This window comes from Microcoleus sp. B3-D2, from assembly GCF_036705345.1.
Lineage (GTDB): Bacteria > Cyanobacteriota > Cyanobacteriia > Cyanobacteriales > Microcoleaceae > Microcoleus.
The window spans coordinates 16140-36247 of sequence record NZ_JAUBUG010000007.1 but is presented as its reverse complement, the minus strand read 5'-3'; the positions used below and the strand labels follow the sequence as shown (position 1 = coordinate 36247).

Genomic DNA, 20108 nt, shown 5'->3' with positions numbered 1-20108 from the left:
ATTATAATTATTCAACATCTCCAGAAAAGCCTGTCTTGAACAGGCAGGATGCCTGTTCCACAATAATTATTGGAGAGGTCTCTTGAACAGGGCTGGAAATGAAAGACAATTTATGAAAATTATTAATCAAACAATCCAAATATTAACAGAATCCGACATCGGCATCTACAACATCACGCCCACTTTTGTCAAAATTCATTGGTAATTGATAAAAAATCAATTAAGTCGATCGGCCAGAAAAACAATAATATCTTGTAGGGGCCCGTCAAGTCTGGACATTGACTTGCAGACTGTTTATGGCTGGACTCAACCGCCTAAACCCGGTAGTCAGTGTATTTTCACCTATACAAGACTTATGCAGCCATACTTTATACTGTGCCTGCATAAATCTTGTATTTAGTTACTGCCATTGGTTAGTTTTTTTAACCAATATAGTTGATATAATGCGATCGCCCGACCAAATTTTTAGCAATATTTTAATATTTTCAGGCGAAATATATGATTGACTGAAAATTAAAAACAGTCGAGCGAGCAGACTTGACAATTTAACAATGATTCCCAGGGAGCATTTTATGAAATCCATTGCTAAAAACAGCATCCACTGGACTTACTCAGTGGCTATTTTCTGTGCCATTTTCGCACTACAGCAACAAAAAGCTACAGCAGCAACGCTCTCTAACGGCTGGAATTATGCGCTCGATTCCTTCAACGACGGCGTGACAGGGCCCCAAATCGGCGGCGGCGAATTTGAATTTTACGGCATCGCCATCAAAGAAACATCAGATACAGCTTTCATCGCCATCAACTCCAATCTAAGTTTAGCAGGATATGCCGACCCGCTAGCTCAAAGAGGCAACATCAACTACGGCGATTTATTCTTCAATTTTTCCGGCCAAAACTTCAATACAGCTAACGCAAACGGCAGCTTGTTTGGTATCCGCTTTGCTGCCGGAAATGACTCCGGCGTGGCGACAACAGGCGTTTACAGAAATGTTACAGCGAAAAACGTCACCCAAACTAACTCTGGCTTTAGCAATTTAAATCAATTCAATACGGTAGTGGCATCTCAAGGTGGAACCCCATCAATGGGCGATTTAGCGGCCACAGACCCATATTTCCAACAAACAGGAAACTCGACTATTCTCAACTCCATAGCTACCGGTACAAAAGTAGGAGAAATCAATTTTTTAACCCCAGCAACTTTGAGTGTCCTCGGTCTTAATTTCGCTCAGTTTAATGCCGTGGGTTCTCAAACAATTGGATTCAGTTTTAATAAATCCTCAATGCCTTCGGGGAACTATATTGCTAACTTTTTTGCCGAGTGCGCTAACGATGCGATCGCTATTCAAGGCTCGTTTGAGGCTGTACCCGAACCTTCTACTTGGTTTGGTACTTTAGTAGGATTGAGCTTTTTAGGTATTGGCGCAGCAAAACGCAAAATTAAGCGCAATATTTCCTAAGTTAGGTAGGGTGTGCATTAAGTACCTTACGAATAGCTGCTATGCACACCTTACGAATAGGCGGAGTGCCTCACAAATTGCCAACAGTAGAGTAGATTAGCGAGAGATAAAATGTGCCCAAACATTCCCATCTGGCCCAGCAACTTGATTGACGTAACTGTAGGGATACATCAACTTTCTCCCCTCAGTATCGCTGTAACCAGTGAGTGCATCTCCCCAAGGATCTTGCACTATATAACCCTGAGAATTGTAGCCAATTAAAGTAAGAATGTGACCGGCCGCAGTAAAATCTCCCGCTAAAACTACTGGCCGCCGATTTAGCAATTCCGATCGCACCTCGGCCCACGTGCGAGTCGTACTAAAACTCGTCTTAAACCCGTAGGCCTGAATCAGCGCCGAAAGCACGTTGTGATCGGTTTGAGAACCCTGGCCGGCATAATCGAAACACCACTGCAACAACTCATCCTCCAACTGTCCGCCCCCCTCAGAACGAAGGCCGTAATAATAAAGCACCATGGCGATCGCAGTTACATTGCAAGTAGACCAATCAAAACGCGGATTGTCCCGCTGCGAAAAATACGGCACGTTCAATTCCACATTGTTCGGAACCGGATCGAAAATTTTATCTCCCCGCTTGAACTGAACAAAACTAGGAAAAACATAACCTGTATTGCCAAAATTCGGCAGTTCTTCAGTCAGGGAAACTTTCAGGTGAGATGCTTCCGCACCGTAGCTGTTCACGCCGTAAACTCGACCTAAAGGCAGCGTAGTTCTCTCGGTACTGCTCAGGCTAGCAGAATCTACCGGCCGTTTTTTAAACACAGTTGCTTGCAGGATTGTCATCGTCAAAGCACCGGGGTCAAAGGCAACTTCTTTGCCGTCTTTTTTTATTTTAACGTCCTGCCAATAAATAAATCCGATATTGCCGAAACCGGGAATTGGTTGGGCGAGAGTTACTCGGAAATGCCCCAAAATGCAGGCATAACCAGTGATCGCATAGGTGCTGCCTAAAGTTATTTGAGCAACTTGATTTGCAGGCAGTTTCGATGAATCTTCTGGTTGACCTTTAATCTGAGTTGTTTGAATTACCAACAGTTGAGCGCTGACGTTGCTATTCGGTACGTCAGCCAGGTCAAATTTTAAGATTTGAGTACCTTTGGCCAACTGAACGTCGGGTTCGTAAAAATAGCCAAAAGTGCCGATCGGCCAAATTGCTGAATCCAGAACCACCTTGAGATGCCCGTCAATAAATCCGTATTTGCTAACGGCCAACGTCTGGCCTGCTTTGACAAAAACTTTTTGCTGATTGTTGAGCCGGGAAGAATCAAGGGGAGCTACCTTAAACAAAGTGTCAGAAACTATCTTTAAGGTCAAACCTTGTCCGACAGTTAGCGGATCGGAAGTTACGGTAATGTAAATTATTTGGCTGCCAGTAACGTTGCCTTTGCTGTCAGTTGCCCGCAACCTGAGCCACCGAGATCCCGCTACGCTAAATCCTTTAGACAAATTAACTTGCCAAGTGCTGGTCTCTAGGTTTAGAGTGACGGTTAGGGGAAATGTATCCTCAGCTATCACGTCAATTTTTGCTGCTTGTTGCCGGTCAAAAGTACCCCGAAGGACGATCGGCTGATTTACTAAAACTTCTGACGGCCCTTGATAAGTTAAATTTACAGCGGGATTAAAAGATTTACCACCGCGGCTGAATTGCACAAAATCGGGATAAATGAAACCCGTATTGCCAAATTGCGGCAAATTCTCGGTCAGCGAGACTTTTATGTGGCTTTGTTCGATCGAGAATCCGGCAATTCCGTAAATCATTCCCGCCGGCAAGGTAGTTTTTTCTTGGGGTGGCAGGCTAGCCGCATTTAGCGGGCGCTTTTTAAACACAGTCGTTTTGATGATTGTCATCGTAACTGCATTTCTATCATACTCAATTCCCCTGCCGTCTCGCAAAATTTGGACGTGCTGCCAGTACAGAAATCCTGAAGTTCCTAAGTTAGGAACTGCCCGAGCAAAAGCGACTCGGAAATGGTTTTCCACGCAAGCGTAGCCGAGAATATTGAAAGTTTCTCCCGCGTTAAATTGTAATTTCTGAGTTGCTCCTAAAGTTCCAGAATCTACGGGGGTGAACTTTAACCAGGTCTTTTTTATCACCCACAGTAACTGCATTCCAGGCGGCGGAACCGGCAACTCAGCGCGATCGAATATGAGAATTTTTGCGCCTTTGGTTATAACTACGTGTTTTTCGTAGAAAAAGCCAGAGGTTCCCACCGGAGGAATTGGATTATTTAGTTGAACATTTAGGTGACCGTCTTCTAACTCGTAGTCCCTAATTTGATAAGTTTTACCTGCTGGTATTTCGGCTTTTTGCAGGTTGTTGAGATTGCTTGCAGGCAGTGTTCCGACTTTGAATGCGGTATCTCTGAGAGTAATTAACGTGAAGAATTGAGCGGGTGACTGAGAAGCAGGATTAACTTTGATGTTAATTGTTTGTTGGCCGATAACTTTGCCGGTCTTATCAGTTGCCTTCACCTGCAGTGTGCGAGTTCCGGCGCTATCGAATCCTTTTTCTAAACTGATGTGCCAAAAGCCTCTAGAGAGATTGATCCCCACATTCAGCGGATTTGAGCCTTCTGCTGCTGAAATCGCTGCCACTAGATTTTTGTCAAAACTGCCAACTAAGACAGTGGCTCTATTGGCCTCAATTTCTCGCGGGCCTAAGTAACTCAAAATAATGTTGTTGGTTGTCATTATATATCCCTCTACCTACTTAGTTATTCAGCTAAAGCAAGGATAACTTCTGATTTTATCAAACACAATGACCCGAACCAGGACAAAATCGCCCCTAGATTCAGCCTACGGGCGGTTAATGCCTTTTCCAGTATAAGTTTTTAATTATTGGCGGGAGTTGCGTCACAAATCTAACTTTAGACGTACCATAAGCACCTTAACCGAATAGATGCCTGGTTGAGCGGATTTGTGGTGCAAGTTTTGAGGGAAGGAATTTAGTCCAAGTAGGTTGCTTCCCCCTGTATCCTTGACCCCTCACTTGCTGAGTCAGGACTTACGAAAAAAACCCGGTTCCTACCAGAATATTGCTTATAGCAACGAGGCATCTAGGAAGAAACCGGGTTTTTAGCCGTTTGGTGCATCCAGGAAGGTTAGTGCGATCGGCTAAAATTCGACTAAACTATGGTGACCAGAATATCTTGAGCGTGAGTGTCAACTTTCATGGTTTCCCCTTCATAAACCTGAATGATTTTGCCGGTGCCGTCGATGACGAAAGTAACGCGCTTGGCATAATCGCCTTTCTCGACATCGTAAGCTTTGGTAATCGTGCCATCAACATCTGCTAATAGCTGGAAAGGCAAACCGTATTTTTCTGTGAACTTTTGGTGCGATTCCTCGTTGTCTCGGCTGACACCGAGAATTACAAGATCTTTGCCCTTGTATTCTTCATAAGCTGCTTTGAAGCTTTGGGCTTGTCTTGTGCAACCGGGGGTGTCATCTTTAGGGTAGAAATACAAGATGACGGTTTTACCGGTGAAGTCGGAGAGGGAGACGGTGTTGCCGTTTGTGTCTTTGGCGGTAAACTGAGGGGCAGCGCACCCAACTGGTAATGTCATAGTTTTGTTTTTCTTGGAATTTATAAATGTATTTTAATTGATTTTGGACTGCTGCTGTCAATCTTGTGAATGCGAGATTCGGGATTGAGTGCGGGAAACGGAAAATTCGCGCTTTGAAATAGTTCGGCTGGCTTATTTTCTGCGTTGACTTGCGAGCGATCGCGTGTTAGATTCTCGGCGTTTTATTAGAAGTTTCTTAGGTAATTAAAATTGCTTACTCAAGTAAAATATGAGAAGTTTCTACACGGTGATTTTCCGAATAAGTGCTGAGGAGGGGTTTTATATCTGTTGATAAAATGGAGGGTGGGACAAGGCAATGCTCCCGAGCAATCTCTTGATAAATTCAAACAATAATTGAATTTATTGGCGAACTGTATGAATGTGGATATGATGTTGGGTTCACCCGTTTTCCTATTCATCACTTACACAAATTTTTGAGTTTTTAAGAGGCACAAACTCAAAATGGTTATGAATTAAAAAAAGTTTAGGGCTAAAAATATTTCTTTCTGTTCAAAGCCTGTCTGAATTTTTATATAAGTTTCATAACTCCCATTTTGCTCTAAATCTGCAATCATAAAAAATATAGTAGCTACTCAAAAGTTCTCGCAATGACTTTTATCCCCTCCGAAGCGTTTAAATCTATTAGTTATCCCGACCGCACCGTCAAAAGAGCCGATCGCGCCGTCCGGTGCAGCCCTTTTCAATTACACTTCTTCCAGACCATCCGCGATAACAGTGTTTTCCTAACTGCGATCGCCTCAAATTCAGGTGTCGAAAGCGGCTACACCCGATCGCCCGTATCCGAACTCGTAGCCGAAAACTCCCTACTCTGGCTGATTCAAGTCGGCGTGTTGCGGCGGGAAGTAGACGGACAAGGGATTACCGACAGTTTTCGCCTCACGCCCCTAGGCCGCCAACTCGTGGAAAAATGGGAACAGCAAGGACAGGGAGTGCCGGCCGCGTCATTGTGCGATCGCATGGGAAATGCCGTTAGCCGCGGGTTGGGAGTATTTCTATGAGGGGTTTTCACTTGCGCTAGTCCGACAGTCCGACAGGGAATGAATTCCCTGTCTCATAGCGAAAGTCGGTTAAAACCGACTGCAAGTGTCAATTCAATTCGATGTTGAGTTTCGCATAAAACCGACTGCAAGTCTAAATTCAAATTGAGGTTGAGTGTCGCATTTCACCTTAATCAACCTCCTCAGTCCTCTTGCAGAGGACTTGCGCTATGAGACAGGGATTTCAATCCCTGTCGGACTCGCCGTCAAACGAGTTAGACCCCTTAAAGCCGTCAAGCGAAGGAGGGGGTTTTAGACCCATTTTCTTGATAAATTAAATGCCCGATCGCTTAACTAATACAAATTAAACTTAAATCAAATAAAAATAATGGTTCAAACCGCTTCTAAACCTTTGAGTCTCGATGAATTTCTCCAACTGTCGGAAACCAAACCCGCTAGCGAATTCATCGACGGTCAAATTATCCAGAAACCTATGCCCCAAGGAAAACACAGCACAATTCAAAGCGATTTGGGTGGTGACATCAACCGGGTGCTCAAACCCCAACGTATCGCCCGCGCCTATTCAGAATTGCGCTGTACCTTTGGCGGTCGATCGACTGTACCCGATCTTGCAGTCTTTACCTGGGAACGCATTCCCCGCGACGAAAACGGCGAAGTAGCCAACACTTTCGCCATCGCCCCCGACTGGACAATCGAAATTCTTTCCCCCGACCAAAGTCAAACAAAAGTCGTCCGCAACATTCTCCACAGTCTCGCCCACGGGACTCAGATGGGCTGGCTGATTGACCCGGAAGAAGAACTGGTATTTGTCTATTTGGCCGATCGCACCATAGCAGTTTTTGAAGAACCGGGCGATCGCATCCCCGTTCCAACCTTTGCCGAATCCTTTAATCTCACCGTCGGTGAAATGTTCAGTTGGCTGACTCAGTAGCGCCACCTCGATTTATGAATGATTTAACCGCAGAGGGCGCAGAGGGCGGGGAGGAGGGAGAAGAGAGATCGCCCTACGGATTTGCTCCGATCAAATGTGCGGTCGATCGCTTATACTAAAATATCTGGTTGTCAGCTCTTCAATGACGAGAGATGACTAAAGTGGTCACTACAAACTTAATTATGATTATTTAACCGGACTTGATATCATCTTTCAAATAACCGCTAACTACTAACAACTAACTACATAAAACGTTTCTCAAAAATGGAAGCTAAATCTTACAAAGACACGGTAAACCTGCCCAAAACCAAGTTTGATATGCGCGCCAACGCCGTCAAACGGGAACCAGAATTGCAACAATTTTGGGCAGATCAAGAAATCTACGATCGCCTTTCGGAAAATAACCCAGGCGACTTGTTCATCCTCCACGACGGGCCCCCCTACGCCAACGGACAACTCCACATCGGCCACGCCCTCAACAAAATCCTCAAAGACTTTATCAACCGCTACCAAATGCTTCGCGGCAAAAAAGTCCGCTACGTGCCGGGTTGGGATTGTCATGGATTGCCGATCGAACTTAAAGTATTGCAAAACATGAAATCGGACGATCGGCTAAATCTTACCCCGATCGAACTCCGCCGCAAAGCCTCCGCCTTCGCGCAGCAAACAATGGAACAGCAGCGCGAATCCTTCCAGCGCTACGGCGTTTGGGGCGACTGGAAACACCCGTATTTAACCATGAAACCCGAATACGAAGCCGCTCAAATCGGCGTTTTCGGTCAAATGGTGCTCAAAGGCTACATCTACCGCGGCTTCAAACCTGTTCACTGGAGCCCGAGCTCGAAAACAGCCCTCGCCGAAGCGGAATTGGAATATCCCGAAGGCCACACGTCGCGCAGCATCTACGTCGGCTTTCATGTGAAAAAATTGTCAAAATCCTTGCAGTCGAAGAAGGCGGGCACGGGGACACCGCCCCTACAGCGCTATATGCCGAGCCTCTGGGCGGCAATTTGGACGACTACCCCCTGGACAATTCCGGCAAACTTGGCGATCGCAGTTAATCCCGAACTGACTTATGCCGTGGTGGAACCGCCGGCAAATTCCCACATCGCCCAACAATTTATGTTAGTAGCTGTCGATGCGGTCGATCGGCTGTCGGCAACTTTTAACACTCAATTAAAAATACTTGCCACCTTCAAAGGCAAAGAATTAGAAGGTTGCATCTACAAACACCCGCTGTTCGATCGCGAAAGTCCAATTGTTGCCGGCGGCGACTACATTACCGCTGATTCCGGGACGGGATTGGTGCACACTGCACCGGGGCACGGACAAGAAGACTTTATCGTAGGAAAACGCTGCGGTTTGCCAGTTTTAACGCCCGTAGACGAGAACGGAAATTTCACCGCAGAAGCAGGACAGTTTGCAGGTTTAAATGTCCTCGGAAACGGCAATGCCGCAGTCATTGATGCCCTTGCAGAAGCAAATTGTTTGATTAAAGAGGAAAGTTACGCTCACTCTTATCCTTACGATTGGCGCACGAAAAAGCCGACCATTTTTCGGGCGACGGAACAGTGGTTTGCATCCGTTGAAGGGTTCCGAGATGAAGCCTTAAAAGCGATCGCGGATGTGAATTGGATTCCCGCCCAAGGGGAAAATCGGATTACTGCAATGGTGGGCGATCGATCGGATTGGTGTATTTCTCGTCAGCGGACTTGGGGCGTTCCGATTCCCGTATTCTACGACGAAGAAACCAACGAACCGCTGTTAAATGAAGAAACGATCGCCCATGTGCAAGCCCTTTTTGCCGAAAAAGGTTCCGATGCTTGGTGGGAATTGTCGATCGATGAATTGCTGCCGGAATCTTACCGCAACAACGGCCGCACTTACCGCAAGGGAACCGACACGATGGATGTGTGGTTTGACTCGGGTTCTTCCTGGGCCGCAGTTGCCCAAGGTCGATCGGAATTAAACTATCCTGCTGATATCTATTTGGAAGGTTCAGACCAGCATCGCGGCTGGTTTCAATCGAGCTTGCTTACCAGTGTAGCAACTAACGGCGTTGCTCCTTACAAAACAGTTTTGACTCACGGTTTTGTGCTCGATGAAAAAGGCCGGAAGATGAGCAAATCTGAAGGCAATGTCGTCGATCCAGCAGCCGTAATTAAGGAATATGGAGCCGATGTTTTGCGGTTGTGGGTGTCTTCGGTAGACTACTCGGCAGACGTGCCGTTGGGCAAAAACATTCTCAAACAGCAGTCGGATGTTTACCGCAAAATTCGCAATACAGCTAAGTTTTTGCTGGGAAATTTGCACGACTTTGACCCCGCAAAAGATGGCGTTGCTTACGAGGAATTGCCGGAACTCGACCGCTATATGCTGCATAGAATGGGCGAAGTTTTTGCGGAAGTTCAAGAGGCTTTTGAAAGCTTCCAATTTTCCCGCTTTTTCCAAACTGTGCAGAATTTCTGCACGGTGGATTTGTCGAATTTTTACTTGGATATTGCAAAAGACAGACTTTACATCAGCGCGACAGATACCCTTCGCCGCCGCAGTTGTCAGACGGTGATTGCAATTGCTGTGGAGAATTTAGCAAGGGCGATCGCACCTGTTTTGTGTCACATGGCTGAGGATATTTGGCAGTACCTTCCCTATCCGACTCCTTACAAGTCCGTGTTTGAAGCCGGCTGGGTGCAAATTGATGCTTCATGGCACAATCCAGAATTGGCTACTCGCTGGCAGTATTTGCGACAAGTGCGCGGCGAAGTTAACAAGGTTTTGGAAAAAGCCCGGATGGAAAAGGCGATCGGTTCTTCTTTGGAAGCTAAGGTTTTGCTGTACGTTCCCGATGTTGAGAAAAGAGAGCAATTGCAAGCTTTGAATCCCAGCAGCGAAGAATTGGTGGATTATGTGCGATCGCAAAATTCAGTCATCGAGTTAGCAGCAGAGGAGAAAGCAAAAGCAGCACAAGATAAACAGGAAGAACAAGCGGCAAAAGTTGCCAAAGTCTTGACAGAAAACACAGTTTATGTTGAGGCGGAAACGATCGCAGAAAAGGGCGATCGGCCTTCTCAGATAGTAGAGTATTCGGTCCCGGAACTGCCGGCTTCAGATTCGCAGCCAATCTTAGATCAAGCGCTCCAATTTGTGGCTAATTTGCCTGAATACGCGGGCAACTTTGTCACAGAATACCAAAAAGCGCTGGTAACACTTGGGCTGTTAGCCTCTGTGGTGATAACGGGTAGAGTAACGCTGGCGATTTTGGATACGATGAATCAGATTCCGCTTTTGGGAGGCTTATTGGAAGTCATCGGCATCTTATTTACAATCTGGTTTGCTTTCCGTCACTTGCTGTTTGCCGCCAACCGTCAACAACTGGGTCAAAAGATTGATTTTATGACAGCAGATGTGGTGGGGCGGACAAACACGCTTGTGCTTGTAGAAACAGAGGCGATCGTACTCGCACCGCCACTAGAGACAGCGCTTGTGCTTGTAGAAGAAACACAGGCGATCGTACAAACAGCCCCAGCCGAGACAGCGCTTGTAGAAACACCCCAAATCCCGGAAGCAGAATTAGTTGCGATCGAACCCAAACCAGAAATTCCTGCTGAAATAGCTGTAACGCACGATTCTACAATGACCGGCAAGGGTGTAGACGAACTGCGGTATTTGTTCATTACTTCGGAAGTTGAACTGGTAGAATCGAATGCAATCCTGCAAGAATTGCCGTACAGTTATCAGTCTCCAGAGTTGGCGATTGGTGTAGTGAAAGCAGACGGGGAAAAGTGCGATCGCTGCTGGAATTACTCGACTCACGTCAGCGAGTCGATCGAACATCCGCTAATTTGCGAACGCTGCGTGTCAGCAGTAGACGACAAATTCTAACGTAGGCTGCGCTTCGGGAAAAATTATTGAGTTTGTGGTAGCCACATTCAGCCCGAAGCGCACCTTACAATGACTTCATTTGCTTATTTCTGATTAAAAAAACCGCAGACGATTTCACCAGGGTTGTTTTGTCCAAACGCCAAAACAGTTCCATCTTTCTTAACTGTAGTGCGATCGCGGCAATTGTAGACTTCTAGAGGCTTTTTCACTCCATCAACACTAAGAATTACCCTGTATTCCCAATAATTTTTTGCACTGCGTTTGATATCGACAATGCAAATCTCGCTTTTTTGATAATTGCGGCATATAGAGGCCTCAGCAGGAAGGGCATTCCAGAAAAAAGATATTAATAGGAAAAAGTAGCAAACACATTTCATCATCTGCGATCGCCTTTTCCTTTACGCTACTCCGAAGCCAGTATGCGGACGCTTGTAAGGTGGATGCAACCCCAACACAATATCATCCTCAGACACTCCCATCTCCACAAATTCCCGTGCAATATCCACTTCTGTCATATTGCGCTGAATCCAAATTTTGCTGTCCTTAATATCCAAATGAATGAAACAGTTGTAGATCCGCTTTAGCCCCTCCCAGCCAACATCTAGTAACTGATAGTGGTCATGTTCCCAATCAAAAACAAGCTGGCATTCAACGTCTGAATTAGGCTTTTCTATCGTTGCTTGTTGAGTGAGCAATTTGCGGATACACTGGCGGTAATGTTCTACTCTTTCCATTCCACAATTACCTCCTTTTGCGGATCGTAAACGACGAGTTTAAGTTGATACACATTGACCGCTTCTTGTATAAATGGCTCTTGAAAAAACGAGTCAAAAGTATCAAAGGGTACTGCTAGATACAGTGTTCTGTCCGGTTCTTTGATTTGTAAGGCAAGCCGATAATTCAAAAATTGACCCAAGGCGAGATGAAAGTCAGTAATTGCAGAGTTGTTGAGGAAGCTTTTAATTTCAACAGCAATTTTTTGCCCTAATTTTTCCGCCGCCAAAATCTTCTCTGCGGCTAAATCAATCTCAAACTTAACACCCTGAATTTTGACGATCAGCGGATCTGCGGTGATTTCCCACTCCTCCTTCTGAAGCGCTTTTTTTACAGCATCGTGAAATAAATCTCTAGCAGCCATTTCTCCCTCATACAGCTTCTATATCTATCTTATAGCAGCGAAAGCGCGCAAGCTGCTGCGATCGCCCTCAAGTGGCGACATCATAAGATAGCTGAACCATACCAGAACTGTATGTCTGACATCCTGTTAACTGCAAAGCTGTAGTGTTTATGGGATTAGTAAATAAAGGAATTCCTTCGCCCAAAATAATCGGGTGCACCGAGAGAATGACCTCGTTGACAAAATTTTGATTCAGGAAATCGCGAATCAGCAGAGAACCTCCCACCAACCAAATGTTCTTGCCCTCAAGCAAGCGTAAGTCATTGACAAAACTCTCTAAATCTGTTACCACTTCGACATCAGAAGTTGCTTGAAAATCTAGATTTTTTGTAAAAACATAACTCTTTTTTTCCTGGTACGGATACTCGCCAAAAGTTAGAACTTGTTCATAAGTTTTTCGACCCATGAGAACCGTATCGATGCTATCTAAGAAGTTACTATAACCGTAATTTTGGTCTGTAAACAGCCAGTCAATATCGCCATTCGATCGGGCGATATAACCGTCCAGACTAGATGCAATGAATAGTACAATATTACGCATGGCAACACCGAGGTTTTGGGAATGATTGGGGCGAGTATCGCCCCAATTACCTTAATTTTAAATGATTTAGTGTCGTGACGGTAGCTTGAGTTCGATACCCAGCTTTTGACCGACATCGATCGCCTTATCAGCAAAATCAGTCATTCCTGCGATCGGAATTGCGATCGCAGTACCCGCCGCTACAAGAGCTGTTAACCTTTTCTTTAATTTGGTTTTATTCCATTGGCTTTCGGGTTTTTTGATTTCGGCTTCGACATCTTCAATATCAATAATTATCTCATCGCGGATGTCTTCGGGAAACTGAGCGGCGGTTTCACGCATTGATGAAATCAGTTTCAGGATTTCTGCCGTATTGGCGTTATTGTTTTGCAGGGACTGATTGCCCGCAACTTCGGCACTGTTCGACGAACCGCCGATATTGCCGGAAAAGTTAGAACCTTGAAAAGCACCTTGAAAGTTGTTGGTTTCAGAAGAATTTTGAGTCATTTTTGCTTCGGCTTTATTAATAATTGGTCTACTAACAGCTCGTTTAGCGATATCTACAAGGTCGTCATATTCTCTTCCGTATTTTTCCATTTCTCGATCGCCCATTTGCTTTCTGCGCCGAAGTTCGATCGACTCATAGCCATCCAGCAACTGCCGCAAATCGAGTTTGAGTTTAAGTTTACCGACACGTACTGTATTCTCGCCCATATCCTCCAGCCCTAGCAATTCATCATAATCCAGCGGATCGGCATCGGGATAACCGGGAACCGGCACCCATTGACTGATTTCCAGATTGGCAAAAGAATTGTGGATTTTGGTAAACGTATCGCGAATCATGCTGAGGAAAGAACGCCGCGTCGATTCCCGCCCGCTAACGGCAATAAAGATTTTCTTATCTTCCGGGTCAGATTTGATCCGGGCGATGTTGTACACCTCAGCGCCTTCCCTGTACTCCAGCATAACCCCCGTGCGCCAGTGGGTGCAGTTGTGGATTTTCTCGTGCATGAGGACGATGAAGCGCGAGAGGATGCTGTCGGGGAGGATGCGGTAGTGATATTGAAATTCCAGCGTTTCGCCTTGGAGTTTGGTATTTTCCGGTTGTTCTTTGGGCAAGATGCCGGGGATGAGGAAAGTCGGCGCGGGACAATGGCTGACGGGGAAGCAGAGTTCAAATTCGCCCATCAACCCGGTGAGGCAGTGGTAGCGGTGGCTGGGATATTTAGTTGAATCCAGGATGCGGCTGAGGTCGGCGTAGGTGAGAATGCCTTTGGTTTTGACTTTGAGTGCGTCGTCGCTGAGGAGGGCATAGATGCCTTCTGTCACCCAGTGGGGATTGAGGATGTTGGTGTTTTGCAGGATCGGGTGTTCGCGGAAGTTGAGGACAATGCCCAGGTTGTGCAGCAGTCCGATCAGTTGGGTTTTGTCGGTTTCTTCCCAGATGTTTTCTTTGCCGCAGATACTGGCGTATTCGCTGATGCTGATGATGTCTTTGTCTAGGTTTTCCAGGCGCTGCTTGACTTGGAACCAGCTTAGCGGCAAAAGATCGTAGACTTCTTTGAGTTCGGAGATTTCGGTGTGGATGGCGTTGCGGAGTTCGTCGATGCCGGTTCCGCTTTGGCAGGAAGTTTCGATAATCGCTTTGATGTTGGGATATTTGTCGCGCAAGGCTTTGCGGTTGAGATCCAGGGGTTGTTCGTCGCATTTGTTGCCGACGATGATGACGGGGGATGCGTCGCCGAAGCTTTCGATCAGTTTCAACCAGTATTCGAGGCGGTTTTCGTCTTCGCTGGTGCGGCAGTTGCACACGAGGAGGTAGAGGCTGCGTTTGGTAAGGAAAAATTGGTGGGTGGCGTGGTAGATTTCTTGTCCGCCGAAGTCCCAGACGTTGAGTTTGACTGGTTTGGTGTTGACTGTAATTTTCCAGTCTGTGATGTTGAGTCCGTCGGTTTGGGACTCGTTGGGGTTGTATTTGTTGTCGGTGAGGCGGTTGATCAGGGAGGTTTTGCCGACGCTGCCTTGCCCGACGAGAAGGACTTTGGCTTCGTTGAGGGGGAGAACTTCGCCGCTGCGGAGTTGGCGCAGGTAGTTGAAGATGGCGGCGGGAGTACCGGGTTCTTCTCTCCGGTTGGCAGGCCCCAGAACTTCTGGAGAAATGGGCAGGGGATTGCGACGGAGGTCGAGTTTTTCAAGTTTTGGCAGTGTTTCTAAGCATTCAGGAATCTTTTCAATCTGATTGTTACTAAGGTCAAGCCATGTCAGATTGGACAGTTGGGCGATCGCATCTGGGATTTGTGTAATCTGATTCTCATTGAGGTCAAGCTTTTTCAGATTGGACAGTTTGCCGATGACTTCTGGGATGGATGTAATCTGATTGTCTCTGAGGAAAAGCCCTGTCAGATTGGACAGTTTGCCGATGACTTCTGGGATGGATGTAATCTGATTGTTACTGAGGACAAGCTGTGTCAGATTCGACAGTTTGCCCATGACTTCTGGGATGGATGTAATCTGATTATTACTGAGGTCAAGCTCTGTCAGATTGGACAGTTTGCCGATGACTTCTGGGATGGATGTAATCTGATTGTTACTGAGGTCAAGCTGTGTCAAATTCGACAGTTGACCGATGACTTCTGGGATGGATGTAATCTGATTGTTCCAGAGGACAAGCTGTGTCAGATTGGACAGTTTGCCGATGACTTCTGGGATGGATGTAATCTGATTGTTACTGAGGTCAAGCCTTTTCAAATTCGACAGTTTGCCGATGACTTCTGGGATGGATGTAATCTGATTGTTACTGAGGGCAAGCCCTGTCAGATTCGATAGTTTGCCGATGACTTCTGGGATGGATGTAATCTGATTGTTCCAGACGTAAAGCAGTGTCAGATTCGACAGTTTGCCGATGACTTCTGGGATGGATATAATCTGATTGTTACTGAGGTTAAGCTTTGTCAGGCTCGACAGTTGACCGATGACTTCTGGGATGGATATAATCTGATTGTTACTGAGGACAAGCTGTGTCAGACTCGACAGTTTGCCGATGACTTCTGGGATGGATGTAATCTGATTGTTACTGAGGTCAAGCCCTGTCAAATTCGACAGTTTGCCTATGACTTCTGGGATGGATGTTAAACCAATACTGGTTAAATTTAAACTCTCTAACTGCTTCATTTCCAGCAGCACTTCTGGCATCGTTCCGAATGGATTGCCGCTGAGGTCGATCGATCGCAAATTTAAGAGCGAGCGTAATTGCTCTGGCAGTGTTCTGAATTGATTGGTAATTAGTTTCGGAGTCAGTTTACCATCAACAAATTCCCAGTCTTCCGTCTTTTTCCCCAACACCAACGTCTCAAGCTGCGTGCACTTCCCAATCTCCGGCGGCAATTCCTCCAAGTCGAACCCCGACAAATCCAGTTCCGTCAATTTTTCCTCGGCTGCTCGGTCAATTCGCCGCACTGCTTCCTCTCGCGTCATGCCCTTTGTCTCTCGGTAGGATTCATTTTATTGTGACAGGAATTTTCGCTTGGTGGGGGGGAATTATCGCCCGTACTCTTGAACCACAAAAACCGGATGACTCAACCCAGGCTGATTCTGCTTTTTGATGCGAATCAGGCGATCGAACAGCGAATCAACATCCTGAAGATAGGCATGAAGAATAGTAACTTGTCCCAAGTAATCTCGATCGTCTTTACACACAATAATTCCTGCATGATGTTCACCGCGACGGTGTAGCGCCACAAAATCATCGCGATTGAAGCTAATTACCGCCCGATTTTGTTCAGTAGCAAATCGGAGAACCTCGTCATCAGGAATCCCTTGATTCGCCTGACCAGCATCATAGGAAGTTAAAACATCACAGTCAAGGCTACGCAAATGCTCGACCATTGCGATCGGGAAATTTTCATTAGAATACAGCCTCACCCTTTCAATCATCGGTTTGATGAGAAACAATAATGCGATCGATTTCTTCCCGGTGGCGATCGTAATAACGCCAAGCATTCTCTAAATCGCGATCCGACAAACCTGGATAATTCCGAAGTAACTCAGCCTCATGGGCCCCCTGTTGGTGAAGCGAAACCAGTGTCCAAACAGGAATGCGGGTGTTGCGAATCCGGGCATTTCCTCCACAGACTCCAGGCGTACTCTGAATCGCCCTAGCTGAGAGTTTTTCTTGAAACAGCAAACTCTCTTCAGGTGTCAGCGACTCAATGACTTGAATTAAGGAGTCAACCAACTGAATGTTCATAGCTGGTAATTTACAGAATATATAATAGTGCGCTCGCTCAAACTATCATAGCAAATTTCCCCAACACCAACCTCTCAAGCGGAGCGCACTTGCCAATCTGTGGCGGCAATTCCTCCAACCCGGCCAAATCCAATTCTGTCTGGCCTTCATCTGCGGCTTTGTCGATTAACTGCAACCACTCCTCTCGCGTCATATCCTTTGTCTTTCGGTAGTCTTCATTTTATTGTGACAGAACCAGATAAACTGGGTTTCCAAGGTCTGCGTGTGATACCTACTTACTTAAACTTTAGCTAATCTAAATATAAACAAATAATAAACCTCAATCTGATGTTTTTTCTCAACAGATGACAAAGGGTGATAAACTGGGGATAGGAAGTTATTTGTCTATGAACCAAATTAAACGTGTTGCCATAGTGGGAGGAACCCACGGAAACGAACTCACAGGAATTTACCTCGTGAAGAAATTCGATCGCGCGCCAGAGTTAATTGGGCGATCGACTTTTGAAACAATCGCCCTGCTAGCCAATCCCAAAGCTTGCGAAATCGGGACACGCTACATCGATATTGACCTCAACCGCTGCTTTCGACAGCAAGATTTAGAAAATCCCCATCTCTCCAGCTATGAAGCGCAGCGGGCGAAAGAAATCTACCGCCTTTTTAGTTCAAAAAACACTCATCTGCCAAACTTAATTATCGATTTGCACAGCACAACATCCAACATGGGGCTAACATTTATTCTCGCCAGCCATCATCCATTTAACCTGCAACTAGCAGCTTATTTAACCTCTGTGTATCCCCACCTCAAGGTACTCGCTTCTACAACCAACAATCATGATAGTCTTTTGCTGCGATCGCTTTCCGAATTAGGCGGTACGCTGGAAGTTGGTGCAGTGCCGCAAGGCGTCTTGGATGCGTCTTTATTTCAGCAAACTGAGCAAGTGGTGTGCCGAATTTTAGACTGCGTAGAAGCCTACAATCAAGGCACAATGCCTGCTGCAAAAAATCCCCTGACTATTTATCACACCATTGGGGCGATCGACTATCCCAGAAACGACAACAGAGAAATTCAGGCAATGATTCATCCTCATCTGCAATCCAGAGATTATGAAGCCCTGAATCCCGGCGATCCGATGTTTTTGACCTTTGATGGTGAGTCGGTCTTGTATGAAGGTAAATCAACCGTTTATCCAATTTTCATTAACGAGGCCGCTTATTACGAAAAAGGAATTGCCATGTGTTTTACCCAAAAGCAAATTGTTGTTAGTCATTAGTCATTAGTCATTTCTAGAGACGGATCTGGTGACAAAAACTCCTCTTTAGAAGCCGTAGTCAAAGAACGCAATTCCTTCCATATTTCCAAACTGAGAATACAGGTAATCAGCCACACCAAACCAGCCGTATAACCAGCAATAACATCGGTAGGCCAGTGAACTCCTAGATAAAGCCGACTCAAACCAATAGCAGCAACTAATACAACTGTCAAGCTGTAAATCCACCAGCGCTGCTTGGGAAAGCGCGTACCCAAGAAATATCCTAGCAAACCGTAAATAACCATTGAAATCATCGCGTGTCCGCTAGGAAAACTGTAAAAGCGAACGTCAACAACGCGCTCCCAAAGTTGAGGTCGAGCGCGGGCAAAAAGTTTTTTTAACAGTAAATTTAAACCGATCGCCCCCCCACCGGTGATCGCAATAGTTGCGGCTTCGGATCGGTGATTGCGCGCTAGCAAAACAATACCCAAGCTCAGACAAATCGCTAGCAGCAACTTCGGCTCGCCCACAAAGGTAAAGCCCAGCATTACTCGATCGCGCAGCGGAGTGTGAAGGCTCCTGAGATATAGTAAAATAGATGTATCGAAAGCGTAACTTTGTTTTCCCAACACGTCTTCGGCAAGGGTGGAAAATCCCCACATCCCCAAAGCAGCAACAGCAAGCCCGGCCAGCCGAATTATCGAAATGAGCGATCGAATTTTAGAACGCATTTTCTAAGTAATTAAAATTTTAAAATTTCCAACTCAAAATAATACCACAAGTATCGGAAACGAAAACGCCTTACCAATCGTCTAGATTCTTGAGCAACTATATTCTGAACCATTAATTGATTTTTCACTACCCACCTCAGCTTTTACATCCCATCGGCGAATGACTATACTCTCCACCAAATACATTTCTGCAATTTTGTTGACCTTGGGGTTGACAAGTCTTTCTAGCTGTGCTAGTAACAGCGGAGTAAGTGCGCCGATCGCCGAAGCCCACACGATCGCCCAGCGTCTCGTCTCGACCGCAGTCGCCCAAAAGCCGAACAACCCGCAATTCGGCCAGCCGATCGACTGTACCCTAGGCAAAGACTGTTTTGTATTGCTGTATTTTGATCGAGAGCCCGGCCCCACTGCCGTCGATTTTGGCTGCGGGCGCCAAACCTACGACGGCCACGACGGCACAGACTTTGCCATTCCCGACGCCAAAGCAATGGCAAAAGGAGTTCCAGTTATTGCCTCCGCTGCGGGCAAAGTTTTGCGAGCACGAGATGGTGTGGTCGATCGGCGTTTACAAAACGATACAGACAAAGCCAGCATCGCAGGCACAGAATGCGGCAACGGCATGGTAATCGACCACGGCGCCGGCTGGGAAGCCCAATACTGCCACCTCCGCAAAGGCAGCGTTGCCGTCAAACCAGGGACGCAGGTACAAAAAGGCACTGTTTTGGGCATGGTGGGAAACTCTGGAATGGCATCTTTCCCCCACGTACACGTAACTTTTCGCTATCAAGGCAAGCCCGTAGATCCGTTTGTCGGCCCCGACGCGAAGGTAGGCTGCAACATCGCCCGCAATCCTATTTGGGACAAGCCTCTAGACTATATTTCCACAGGTTTAATTAGGGCCGGTTTTGCCAATAAGCCGCCCGATATTAACGCCCTCTGGGAAGGACAATTTTCCGAGACTCAACTCCCTGCAAACAGTCCAGCTTTGTTGTTTTGGGTGCAAAGTTACGGAGTGCTCAAGGGCGATCGCGAACAATACAAATTATTTGCCCCCAACGGCACAACCATCGCCGATCAGACCAATGAAATTAAAGCCCCCAGCCGCACTTGGTTGGGTTATGTCGGCAAAAGAAACAGTACAAATTCTCCTCTGACTCCCGGAGTTTGGCGGGCAGAATACCGGTTGATGCGGGGCGATCGAGTTTTGACAGAAGTCAAGCGAGAAGTTGAGTTGCGTTAGTCGCCAAGTTACTCATACCAAATTAC

Annotated in this window: 17 protein-coding genes; 6 read left to right on the top strand and 11 right to left on the bottom strand. The window is 46.3% G+C overall.

The annotated features are described in order from the left end of the window. Positions 1 to 572: 572 nt before the first annotated feature. A complete protein-coding gene (locus tag QUB14_RS04290) occupies positions 573 to 1460 on the top strand; it encodes a PEP-CTERM sorting domain-containing protein (RefSeq protein WP_333214641.1) in 888 nt (295 codons plus the stop codon). A 96-nt stretch (positions 1461 to 1556) separates the two neighbouring features. Here QUB14_RS04290 and QUB14_RS04285 read toward each other — a convergent pair whose 3' ends face one another. Both QUB14_RS04285 and QUB14_RS04280 read right to left on the bottom strand, forming a co-directional pair. Continuing rightward, complete coding sequence (locus QUB14_RS04285) at positions 1557 to 4211, bottom strand: C39 family peptidase (protein ID WP_333214643.1); 2655 nt, start codon at positions 4209 to 4211, stop codon at positions 1557 to 1559. A gap of 434 nt (positions 4212 to 4645) precedes the next feature. Next, positions 4646 to 5086 (bottom strand): peroxiredoxin, encoded by a 441-nt coding sequence (locus QUB14_RS04280; protein WP_333214645.1) that lies wholly within the window; start codon positions 5084 to 5086, stop codon positions 4646 to 4648. Between the two features lie 608 nt (positions 5087 to 5694). Here QUB14_RS04280 and QUB14_RS04275 point away from each other — a divergent pair. The 3 genes from QUB14_RS04275 (at position 5695) to ileS (ending at position 10918) form a co-directional block, all read left to right on the top strand. Continuing rightward, a complete protein-coding gene (locus tag QUB14_RS04275) occupies positions 5695 to 6105 on the top strand; it encodes an Npun_F0494 family protein (protein ID WP_333214647.1) in 411 nt (136 codons plus the stop codon). A gap of 367 nt (positions 6106 to 6472) precedes the next feature. Further along, positions 6473 to 7036 (top strand): Uma2 family endonuclease, encoded by a 564-nt coding sequence (locus tag QUB14_RS04270; RefSeq protein WP_333214649.1) that lies wholly within the window; start codon positions 6473 to 6475, stop codon positions 7034 to 7036. Between the two features lie 264 nt (positions 7037 to 7300). Beyond that, positions 7301 to 10918 carry an isoleucine--tRNA ligase gene (gene ileS, locus QUB14_RS04265; protein WP_333214651.1) on the top strand — a complete coding sequence of 1206 codons (3618 nt, stop codon included), beginning with the start codon at positions 7301 to 7303 and terminating at the stop codon, positions 10916 to 10918. Positions 10919 to 11001: 83 nt separating this feature from the next. Here ileS and QUB14_RS04260 read toward each other — a convergent pair whose 3' ends face one another. From QUB14_RS04260 to QUB14_RS04225, 8 genes are all read right to left on the bottom strand, one after another. After that, positions 11002 to 11298, bottom strand: a complete 297-nt coding sequence (locus QUB14_RS04260; RefSeq protein ID WP_333214653.1) for a hypothetical protein — start codon at positions 11296 to 11298, stop codon at positions 11002 to 11004. 18 nt (positions 11299 to 11316) lie between these two features. Further along, the gene (locus QUB14_RS04255) at positions 11317 to 11652 is read right to left on the bottom strand and encodes a XisI protein (protein WP_333214656.1); all 336 of its coding nucleotides are present in this window, start codon (positions 11650 to 11652) and stop codon (positions 11317 to 11319) included. Next, on the bottom strand, positions 11640 to 12056 hold the full coding sequence (locus QUB14_RS04250; protein ID WP_333201260.1) for a XisH family protein: 417 nt from the start codon (positions 12054 to 12056) through the stop codon (positions 11640 to 11642). The genes QUB14_RS04255 and QUB14_RS04250 overlap by 13 nt, the downstream gene beginning before the upstream one ends. A gap of 67 nt (positions 12057 to 12123) precedes the next feature. Beyond that, on the bottom strand, positions 12124 to 12636 hold the full coding sequence (locus QUB14_RS04245) for a dihydrofolate reductase family protein (protein WP_333214658.1): 513 nt from the start codon (positions 12634 to 12636) through the stop codon (positions 12124 to 12126). A gap of 66 nt (positions 12637 to 12702) precedes the next feature. Next, positions 12703 to 16089: a leucine-rich repeat domain-containing protein gene (locus QUB14_RS04240; protein ID WP_333214660.1), complete on the bottom strand. Its 3387-nt coding sequence runs from the start codon at positions 16087 to 16089 to the stop codon at positions 12703 to 12705. Between the two features lie 63 nt (positions 16090 to 16152). Continuing rightward, positions 16153 to 16614 (bottom strand): DUF5615 family PIN-like protein, encoded by a 462-nt coding sequence (locus QUB14_RS04235; protein ID WP_333214662.1) that lies wholly within the window; start codon positions 16612 to 16614, stop codon positions 16153 to 16155. Continuing rightward, entirely contained in the window at positions 16541 to 16861 is a 321-nt protein-coding gene (locus QUB14_RS04230; protein WP_333075148.1) for a DUF433 domain-containing protein, read from the bottom strand. The genes QUB14_RS04235 and QUB14_RS04230 overlap by 74 nt, the downstream gene beginning before the upstream one ends. Positions 16862 to 16898: 37 nt before the next feature. Then, positions 16899 to 17054, bottom strand: a complete 156-nt coding sequence (locus tag QUB14_RS04225; protein WP_333214664.1) for a hypothetical protein — start codon at positions 17052 to 17054, stop codon at positions 16899 to 16901. A 193-nt stretch (positions 17055 to 17247) separates the two neighbouring features. On the opposite strand from QUB14_RS04225, the gene QUB14_RS04220 reads away from it, so the two are divergent. After that, on the top strand, positions 17248 to 18132 hold the full coding sequence (locus tag QUB14_RS04220) for an aspartoacylase (protein WP_333214666.1): 885 nt from the start codon (positions 17248 to 17250) through the stop codon (positions 18130 to 18132). Here the strand turns inward: QUB14_RS04220 and QUB14_RS04215 are convergent. Further along, positions 18129 to 18842: a phosphatase PAP2 family protein gene (locus QUB14_RS04215; protein WP_333214668.1), complete on the bottom strand. Its 714-nt coding sequence runs from the start codon at positions 18840 to 18842 to the stop codon at positions 18129 to 18131. The genes QUB14_RS04220 and QUB14_RS04215 overlap by 4 nt on opposite strands. Before the next feature lie 160 nt (positions 18843 to 19002). On the opposite strand from QUB14_RS04215, the gene QUB14_RS04210 reads away from it, so the two are divergent. Continuing rightward, positions 19003 to 20082, top strand: coding sequence for a M23 family metallopeptidase (locus QUB14_RS04210; RefSeq protein ID WP_333214670.1), 1080 nt, complete (start codon positions 19003 to 19005; stop codon positions 20080 to 20082). The last annotated feature ends 26 nt before the right edge of the window (positions 20083 to 20108 follow it).

Coding starts and splice junctions, on each gene's coding strand:
- QUB14_RS04240 (WP_333214660.1), bottom strand. CDS start 16,089: ATGACGCGAGAGGAAGCAGTGCGGCGAATTGACCGAGCAGCCGAGGAA.
- QUB14_RS04210 (WP_333214670.1), top strand. CDS start 19,003: ATGACTATACTCTCCACCAAATACATTTCTGCAATTTTGTTGACCTTG.
- QUB14_RS04215 (WP_333214668.1), bottom strand. CDS start 18,842: ATGCGTTCTAAAATTCGATCGCTCATTTCGATAATTCGGCTGGCCGGG.
- QUB14_RS04280 (WP_333214645.1), bottom strand. CDS start 5,086: ATGACATTACCAGTTGGGTGCGCTGCCCCTCAGTTTACCGCCAAAGAC.
- QUB14_RS04225 (WP_333214664.1), bottom strand. CDS start 17,054: ATGACGCGAGAGGAGTGGTTGCAGTTAATCGACAAAGCCGCAGATGAA.
- QUB14_RS04290 (WP_333214641.1), top strand. CDS start 573: ATGAAATCCATTGCTAAAAACAGCATCCACTGGACTTACTCAGTGGCT.
- QUB14_RS04250 (WP_333201260.1), bottom strand. CDS start 12,056: ATGGCTGCTAGAGATTTATTTCACGATGCTGTAAAAAAAGCGCTTCAG.
- QUB14_RS04260 (WP_333214653.1), bottom strand. CDS start 11,298: ATGATGAAATGTGTTTGCTACTTTTTCCTATTAATATCTTTTTTCTGG.
- QUB14_RS04230 (WP_333075148.1), bottom strand. CDS start 16,861: ATGAACATTCAGTTGGTTGACTCCTTAATTCAAGTCATTGAGTCGCTG.
- QUB14_RS04270 (WP_333214649.1), top strand. CDS start 6,473: ATGGTTCAAACCGCTTCTAAACCTTTGAGTCTCGATGAATTTCTCCAA.
- QUB14_RS04235 (WP_333214662.1), bottom strand. CDS start 16,614: ATGCTTGGCGTTATTACGATCGCCACCGGGAAGAAATCGATCGCATTA.
- QUB14_RS04220 (WP_333214666.1), top strand. CDS start 17,248: ATGAACCAAATTAAACGTGTTGCCATAGTGGGAGGAACCCACGGAAAC.
- QUB14_RS04255 (WP_333214656.1), bottom strand. CDS start 11,652: ATGGAAAGAGTAGAACATTACCGCCAGTGTATCCGCAAATTGCTCACT.
- QUB14_RS04285 (WP_333214643.1), bottom strand. CDS start 4,211: ATGACAACCAACAACATTATTTTGAGTTACTTAGGCCCGCGAGAAATT.
- QUB14_RS04275 (WP_333214647.1), top strand. CDS start 5,695: ATGACTTTTATCCCCTCCGAAGCGTTTAAATCTATTAGTTATCCCGAC.
- ileS (WP_333214651.1), top strand. CDS start 7,301: ATGGAAGCTAAATCTTACAAAGACACGGTAAACCTGCCCAAAACCAAG.
- QUB14_RS04245 (WP_333214658.1), bottom strand. CDS start 12,636: ATGCGTAATATTGTACTATTCATTGCATCTAGTCTGGACGGTTATATC.